6 protein-coding genes and 1 tRNA gene are annotated in these 7,426 nt (G+C 30.1%); 4 read left to right on the forward strand and 3 right to left on the reverse strand.

Features of this window, described 5'->3' with window-relative positions:
• Nucleotides 1-178: 178 nt before the first annotated feature.
• Nucleotides 179-412 (reverse strand): hypothetical protein, encoded by a 234-nt coding sequence (locus B0E44_RS10785; protein WP_077374334.1) that lies wholly within the window; start codon nt 410-412, stop codon nt 179-181.
• Nucleotides 413-519: 107 nt separating this feature from the next.
• On the opposite strand from B0E44_RS10785, the gene rnr reads away from it, so the two are divergent.
• Genes rnr through B0E44_RS10800 form a run of 3 tightly spaced genes read left to right on the forward strand, consistent with a single transcriptional unit; the run spans nt 520 to nt 4,108 of the window.
• Nucleotides 520-2,700 carry a ribonuclease R gene (gene rnr, locus B0E44_RS10790; protein WP_077374337.1) on the forward strand — a complete coding sequence of 727 codons (2,181 nt, stop codon included), beginning with the start codon at nt 520-522 and terminating at the stop codon, nt 2,698-2,700.
• 38 nt (nt 2,701-2,738) lie between these two features.
• Nucleotides 2,739-3,404 (forward strand): head GIN domain-containing protein, encoded by a 666-nt coding sequence (locus B0E44_RS10795; protein WP_077374340.1) that lies wholly within the window; start codon nt 2,739-2,741, stop codon nt 3,402-3,404.
• A 26-nt stretch (nt 3,405-3,430) separates the two neighbouring features.
• A complete protein-coding gene (locus tag B0E44_RS10800; RefSeq protein WP_077374342.1) occupies nt 3,431-4,108 on the forward strand; it encodes a LysE family translocator in 678 nt (225 codons plus the stop codon).
• 132 nt (nt 4,109-4,240) lie between these two features.
• Here the strand turns inward: B0E44_RS10800 and B0E44_RS18815 are convergent.
• Nucleotides 4,241-4,311: transfer RNA gene (locus B0E44_RS18815), tRNA-Cys, on the reverse strand.
• A gap of 84 nt (nt 4,312-4,395) precedes the next feature.
• The gene (gene folB / locus B0E44_RS10805; RefSeq protein ID WP_077374345.1) at nt 4,396-4,764 is read right to left on the reverse strand and encodes a dihydroneopterin aldolase; all 369 of its coding nucleotides are present in this window, start codon (nt 4,762-4,764) and stop codon (nt 4,396-4,398) included.
• A 239-nt stretch (nt 4,765-5,003) separates the two neighbouring features.
• Here folB and B0E44_RS10810 point away from each other — a divergent pair, with 239 nt between their 5' ends.
• Nucleotides 5,004-7,100 carry a glutamine--tRNA ligase/YqeY domain fusion protein gene (locus tag B0E44_RS10810; RefSeq protein WP_077374348.1) on the forward strand — a complete coding sequence of 699 codons (2,097 nt, stop codon included), beginning with the start codon at nt 5,004-5,006 and terminating at the stop codon, nt 7,098-7,100.
• The last annotated feature ends 326 nt before the right edge of the window (nt 7,101-7,426 follow it).

Here is a 7,426-nt window from a genome sequence, read left to right on the forward strand (position 1 = left end):
AATAACTCAATATAAAAACCCAAAACTTCATTTCAACACATTTTTTTAGAAATTTATAGCAACTATTAACAAGCTATAATAACCATAAATAATTAATTTAAATTTAAATTTTCTTTTTGTTGTATTTAATATATGTTGACAACTTTGAAATTTGAAAACAAAAAATAAAATTGAATTTTTAAACGATAGAAAGTTTAGAATTTAAATTGTCCAGTATTTCTTGAACTTGTTCAAAATCGTTTGGATGTATTTTTAGTTGGATTCCACCGTAGGCAAAGCTTGCCAATGGGTCAATGGAGACGATGTGTTCGTTTTCAAAAAAATAATGAATTTCTTCCTGATCCAGAATATGTCTAAGTACCACGATTTCATGTGGATAATTAAAAATAGCAATCGTTTTAAAGTCTTTCATTTTTATTTTTTTATAAATGTAATAAAGTTATTATTAGTTTAAAACTCTAGGCAGAACAAGGAATAGTGAATACAATTTCGTAATTTTAGCTTTTTAAGAAAAGATACATGAGTAAAAGATTAAGAAAGCCGATAAAGAAAGAGAAAGATTTCTCAGATAAAATTATAAAAATATTATCGCAAAGTGCCAATAAAGCCTTTAATTATAAGCAAATAGGAGCCAAGTTAGAATTAGATGATACCCAAAGTCGTAATCAAATCATAAAAGATTTAAAAATTTTGGCAGCTTCAAAGAAAATTATAGAATCCGAGCCTGGGAAATATTTAATAAAAGCCGAAAGTAAAGAATATTACGAAGGAACAATTGATATGACAGGTCGTAAAACTGCCTATTTCATTTGTCCAGAATTTGAAGAAGACGTTTTTATTCCAAGTAATAATTTGAATCATGCCTTGGATAAAGATACCGTAAAAGTGTATGTTTACAATAAAAGAAGTGGTAGAAGGGCTGAAGGTGAAGTGATTGAAGTTATCGAAAGATATAAAACCGACTTTGTTGGAGTTATTGATATTCAGAAGAATTTCTCTTTCGTTTCGACTGCAAATCCAAAAATGTACACCGATATTTTTATTCCAAAAGATAAAATAGGGGAGGCTGAACAAGGAGATGTAGTTTTAGTTCATATCGAAGATTGGCCTTCAAGAGCAGATAGCCCTTTTGGAAAAGTGGTAAAAGTGCTTGGTAAACCTGGTGAACACGATACTGAAATTCACGCCATTTTAGCTGAATATGGTTTACCTGCTGAATTTCCTATTGAAGTAGAAACTTTTGCCCAAAAAATTGATACTTCGATTGAAGCCAGTGAAATTGCGAAACGCCGTGATATGCGTGATACGCTGACTTTTACAATTGATCCAAAAGATGCTAAAGATTTTGATGATGCTTTATCTTTCAAACAATTAGAAAATGGTAATTATGAAATTGGAATTCATATAGCCGATGTTTCTTATTATTTAGAAGAAGGGACCATACTCGATGATGAAGCTTTTCAAAGAGCAACATCGGTTTATTTAGTGGATAGGGTAGTACCAATGTTACCAGAAGTGCTTTCTAATTTTGCTTGTTCATTACGTCCTCAAGAGGAAAAATATACGTTCTCGGCTATTTTTGAAATTACAGAAACTAGCAAAGTAGTAAATCAATGGTTTGGAAGAACTGTTATTTACTCGGATCAGCGATTTGCTTATGAAGAAGCTCAATACATCATAGAAACTAAAGATAATACGATTCCTGTTGATATTTCAATTACCGGAAGTTCTTATGTGGTTTCAGATGAAATTGTTGCAGCTACGCTTAAAATGGATCAATTGGCTAAAATATTCAGAAGAAACAGAATGAATGAAGGTGCTATTTCTTTTGATAAAGTTGAAGTAAAATTCAATTTAGATGCTGAAGGAGAACCGGAAGGAGTTTATTTTAAAATTTCAAAAGATGCAAATCATTTGATTGAAGAATTTATGCTTTTGGCAAATAGAAAAGTGGCGGAATACATTGGTAAACAAAAGAAAACGTTTATTTATAGAATTCACGATGAACCAAATGAAGATAAATTAATAGCAATGCAAAATCTGATTGCTAAGTTTGGTTATAAAATTGATTTTAGAAACAAAGGAGATATTTCTAAGTCACTGAACGCTTTGATGGAAGAAGTGAATGGTAAAAAAGAGCAAAATCTAATTGATACTTTAGCCATTCGATCTATGAGTAAAGCTAAATATTCTACGGATAACATAGGGCATTACGGACTAGCATTTGATTATTATTCTCATTTTACATCTCCTATTCGTCGTTATCCTGATGTTATGGTGCATCGTTTATTGCAGTATTATTTGGATGGAGGAAAATCTGTTGATGAAGAATTATATGAAACGAAATGTCTGCATTCTTCAACTATGGAAGGTTTGGCAACCAACGCCGAAAGAGATTCTATAAAATACATGCAGGTAAAATACATGCAAAATCATAATGATCAAGAATTTCTAGGTGTTATTTCGGGTGTTACCGAATGGGGAATTTATGTTGAGATCATTGAAAATAAATGTGAGGGTATGGTAAGAACCCGCGATATTAAAGAGGATTATTATACTTTCGATGAAAAACAATATGCTTTAGTGGGTGCCAATTCCAATCGATTATTACAGCTTGGTGATGAGATTTATGTAAAAGTAAAAAATGCTGATTTGGTTAAAAAACAATTGGATTTCAATTTTATAAAAAGGAATGAATAAGGTTTTTAAATAAATACTAACAATTAAATTTTATTAAAATGAAAAGAATAGTTCTATTAGTTTTTGTTTTTATCGCACAATTCACTTCTGCACAAATAACAATGGTGCTTAAGGATTTTGATGATGTAAAAGTGTTTGATAAATTGAGTGTTACTTTAATTGCTTCTAATGAAACAAAGGCTGTAATTACTGGTCCAGAGCAAGCTAAAGTTGAAATTGTAAATAAAAAAGGTCTTTTAAAAATAAGAATGCCTTTGACAAAAATGATGACTGGTGACGAAGCAAAAATAACGCTGTATTTCAAAAAAATACATACAATCGATGCTAATGAAGGAAGTGTTGTGACTTGTGCCGATACTTTTAAACAAACATCTTTGACTTTAAATACACAAGAAGGTGCAAAGATAACAGTTCCAGTTGATGTCGATAAAACAATAATTAAAGCGGTTTCCGGCGGTATTGTTACATTAACAGGTAAAGCAGTCACTCAAACTGTTTCTATTAATTCTGGGGGTGCTTTAAACGCAAAAGAATTAGAAACTTCTCAAACTACTGTAAGTATTTCTGCAGGAGGAAATGCCGATGTAAATGCAACTACCCTTGTTGATGCCAAAGTGAGCATGGGAGGCACTATTTTTATTTATGGAAATCCAAAAGAAATTAAACAAGAAACAGTGATGGGTGGAACCATAGTTCAGAAATAATAAATAATTTTTAAAGTCATTTTTTAATGATAAATGATATTTTAACTGGTATTCCTTGGGGAGTTCTATTGAGTTTTATGATTGGCCCTGTATTTTTTATTTTGCTTGAAACAAGTATAATAAAAGGATTTAGAGCTGCTTTAGTTTTTGATTTAGGTGTAGTTTTAGGAGATGTTTTTTTTATAATTATTGCTTATTTAGGTAGTTATAGATTGATTCAAAGTTTAAATGATAATTCTTCCTTGTTTATTTTTGGGGGATTTATTATGATGGCTTATGGTTTTGTTTCTTTCTTAGGAACCAAAAAAGAAAAGAAAGTAAATACTAAAATAATAGATAATGAGATTATCAAAAAGAATTATCTAGGTCTTTTTTTTAAAGGTTTTTTTCTAAATATTATTAACATCGGTGTTCTAGGTTTTTGGTTAGCCGTAATTATTTCAGTAGGTCCAAAATTAAATATGGAAACCTCAAGAATATTAACCTTTTTCATCTCAGTAATTATAACGTATTTAAGTATTGATTGCATCAAAATAGCGTTAGCTAAGCAATTGAAACATAAAATGACACCAACTAATATCTACAAAATAAAAAGAGGAATTAGTGTTGTTCTTATGATTTTTGGTTTTGTTTTAATTTTTCAAGGCTGGTTTCCAGAAGAAAAACAAATGGTAAAGAATGCTTTTGAAAAAATAGATAAATAATTTTTTCTAATTTATATTAACAAAAAGGGACTAGATTTAGTCTCTTTTTTTGTTTCAATATTTTATGGATTATAAATTTTTAGAAAAAAATTTAACATAAAAAAAAGAGATACATTTCTGTATCTCTTTTTGAGGCATCGTCCGGATTCGAACCGGAGTAGGAGCTTTTGCAGAGCCCAGCCTAGCCGCTCGGCCACGACGCCATTCTTGAACGGATGGCAAAAGTAACTTAAAATTTTAAAGTTTAAAAGTTTAAAGTTAACTTTTTTCTATTTTTATAACAATTGTTACAATTTGAAATAACGCTCTTCTTCCATTTCTATGGTAACCGCTTCTACATCACCACCTATAGGCGGATTAATTTTTGAAACACCCACTTTTATTTTTGAAACGGTTTCTAGTTCTGCCAAGGCTCTGTCGATAATTCTTTTGGCAACATGCTCCAATAAATTGGAACGAATAGCCATTTCCTCAACCACAATCTTGTTTAAATGCACATAATCTACAGTATCTTTTAAGTTATCAGACTCAGAAGAATGTTTCAAATTGGTTTTTATTTCCAAATCAACGCTGTAATCAGAACCTATTTTTCCTTCTTCTATCAAACAGCCGTGGTATGAATAAGTGCGAATATTTTTTAATCTAATCGTTCCCATGTTTTTTATTTTTCAGTAATTAATTCATGTTTAGAATCATAGTGATTTTAAACTTTATAGTTATAGTAATGTTCCTTTTCATCGATTTTCACATCTTGAATAACCTCTTTTTTTTGTTCCAAAACATTAAGTATTTATACAAATGTATTAAAAATTGACAACTGTTTTTTCTTTAAAGTCTATTATCTTATTGTCTATTATCTGTCATCTATTTTTTATCTTTGCTAAAATTTATAAAAATGGCATCAGAAGAGAAATCACTTCATTTTATTGAACAAATTATAGAAGACAGTTTAGCAAACGGTTTTCCACAAGATAAATTACGCTTTCGTTTTCCACCAGAACCAAATGGATATTTGCACATTGGGCATGCCAAATCAATTTGCCTTAATTTTGGTTTAGGTCTAAAATACAATGCGCCAGTAAATTTACGATTTGATGATACTAATCCAGCCAAAGAAGAGCAGGAGTATGTTGATGCTATCAAAGAAGATTTAAAATGGTTGGGTTTCAATTGGTCTGAAGAATTGTATTCATCTGATTATTTCCATCAATTATACGATTGGGCTGTTTCCATGATCAAAAATGGTAAAGCCTATGTTGATAGTCAGTCTTCTGAAGATATGGCTATTCAAAAAGGTACACCTACTCAACCAGGTGTTGATGGTCCTTATAGAAACCGTTCTATTGAAGAAAATTTAGCTCTTTTTGAAGGAATGAAAAATGGTGATTTCCCTGAAGGAAGTCATGTTTTGAGAGCTAAAATTGATATGGCCTCATCCAATATGTTGATGCGTGATCCATTGATGTACAGGATATTACACCGCCATCATCACCGTACTGGAAATGAATGGAATATCTATCCGATGTATGATTATGCTCATGGTGAAAGTGATTTTATTGAACAAATTTCTCACTCTATTTGTACCTTGGAATTTGTGATGCACCGTGAATTATATGATTGGTTTTTGGATCAAATTTATGATGAAAATCAAGTCCGTCCGCATCAATATGAGTTTGCTCGTTTGAACTTAAACTATACCGTTATGAGTAAGCGAAAGCTCTTGCAACTGGTACAGGAAAACATTGTAAATGGTTGGGATGATCCTAGAATGCCTACTATTTCTGGTCTAAGAAGACGTGGTTATACTGCTACTGCTATTCGTAAATTTTGTGAGGTAATTGGAGTTGCCAAACGTGAAAATATTATTGACGTTTCGCTCTTGGATTTCTGTTTACGTGAAGATTTAAACAAAACTGCTCCTAGAGTTATGGCTGTTTTAGATCCTGTAAAAGTAGTTATCACCAATTATCCAGAAGGAGTAGAGGAGTGGCTTGAAGCAGAAAACAATCAAGAAGATGAATCGGCAGGGTATAGAAAAGTGCCTTTTTCCCGTGAATTATATATTGAAAGAGATGATTTCCTTGAAGTAGCTCCAGCTAAATTTTTCCGTTTAAGTTTAGGAAACGAAGTGCGTCTAAAAAATGGTTATATTATTAAAGGAGAAAGTGTTACTAAAGACTCTAATGGTAATATTATCGAAATTCAAGTAACTTATGATACTGATTCTTTAAGCGGAAGTGGGAGTGAAGCTAGTAAGCGTAAAGTAGCTGGAACATTGCATTGGGTTTCTATTTCTCATGCTGTAGAAGCCGAAGTTCGTTTGTATGATCGTTTGTTTATAGATGAAGCTCCAGATAGTCATAAAGAGAAAAGTTTCTTGGAATTTATGAATACTTCTTCGTTGCAAATCGTTAAAGGTTTTGTAGAACCAAGTTTATCAGTAGCTAAAATTGGAGATCATTTTCAGTTCCAACGTTTGGGTTATTTTGTTGTTGATAAAGATGCAACTAATTCAAAACTAGTGTTTAACAAAACAGTTGGACTTAAAGATGCTTGGGAAGAGAAGGACAAGAAAGAAGCTAATCTTTTGATGAATACTCAAAAAGAGATCAATAAATATGTAAAAGAAAAAGAAGAAAAGAATGCTTCTTTGCTTTTAAACACTATTGTTGAAAACATCAAATCAATAGATAATTTTAGTTTGATTTGTCAAACATTGGTCAAAAATGTGAAGAATGATAATAATTCTTTATTGTTTGCTAATTTGCTTTTACATTTTTCTGATAAAGTAAAATCGAATGATATTGATTTAGAAATAGTACATAAATTATATACGATGTCTTTGAAAAGTCAATTAGCAGCAGTACGTATTTTTGTATTATTAAATCTAAAAAGAGATTTAGTTAATTATTCAGTTTTCGAAACACAAATTGCAGAATTAAGAAATACTGAAAAAAATGAAAAAGTTTTAGAAGTACTTAATTCTATTTAAAATTAAGGGTATAGTTTTTATCAATTAAAAGTGCTTTTTATAAAGCACTTTTTTATTATATATATTATTGATTATTTTTATTAAAATTATAAATTTTAATTATTAAAATCAACCCGAATAAATTTATTTTAAGACGATTTTAAATTTTGTTTATGTCAATTTATGTTTTTAAATTTTTTATTCCTTAGAAGTTGTTATTTTAGTTTTTTCTAAAAACAGCTCTTTTTTTCTTCATCAATTATATTTTCATTCGTTGTTTTACAAAAAATTGTCTTTTTTAAAGTATAAGTTTTTACTATTAAAATTTAACAGTAATAATATTAAAC

The sequence above is a fragment of the Flavobacterium sp. A45 genome (assembly GCF_002001005.1).
In the GTDB taxonomy this organism is placed as follows: Bacteria; Bacteroidota; Bacteroidia; order Flavobacteriales; family Flavobacteriaceae; genus Flavobacterium.

Coding starts and splice junctions, on each gene's coding strand:
- B0E44_RS10810 (WP_077374348.1), top strand. CDS start 5,004: ATGGCATCAGAAGAGAAATCACTTCATTTTATTGAACAAATTATAGAA.
- B0E44_RS10800 (WP_077374342.1), top strand. CDS start 3,431: ATGATAAATGATATTTTAACTGGTATTCCTTGGGGAGTTCTATTGAGT.
- folB (WP_077374345.1), bottom strand. CDS start 4,764: ATGGGAACGATTAGATTAAAAAATATTCGCACTTATTCATACCACGGC.
- B0E44_RS10795 (WP_077374340.1), top strand. CDS start 2,739: ATGAAAAGAATAGTTCTATTAGTTTTTGTTTTTATCGCACAATTCACT.
- B0E44_RS10785 (WP_077374334.1), bottom strand. CDS start 412: ATGAAAGACTTTAAAACGATTGCTATTTTTAATTATCCACATGAAATC.
- rnr (WP_077374337.1), top strand. CDS start 520: ATGAGTAAAAGATTAAGAAAGCCGATAAAGAAAGAGAAAGATTTCTCA.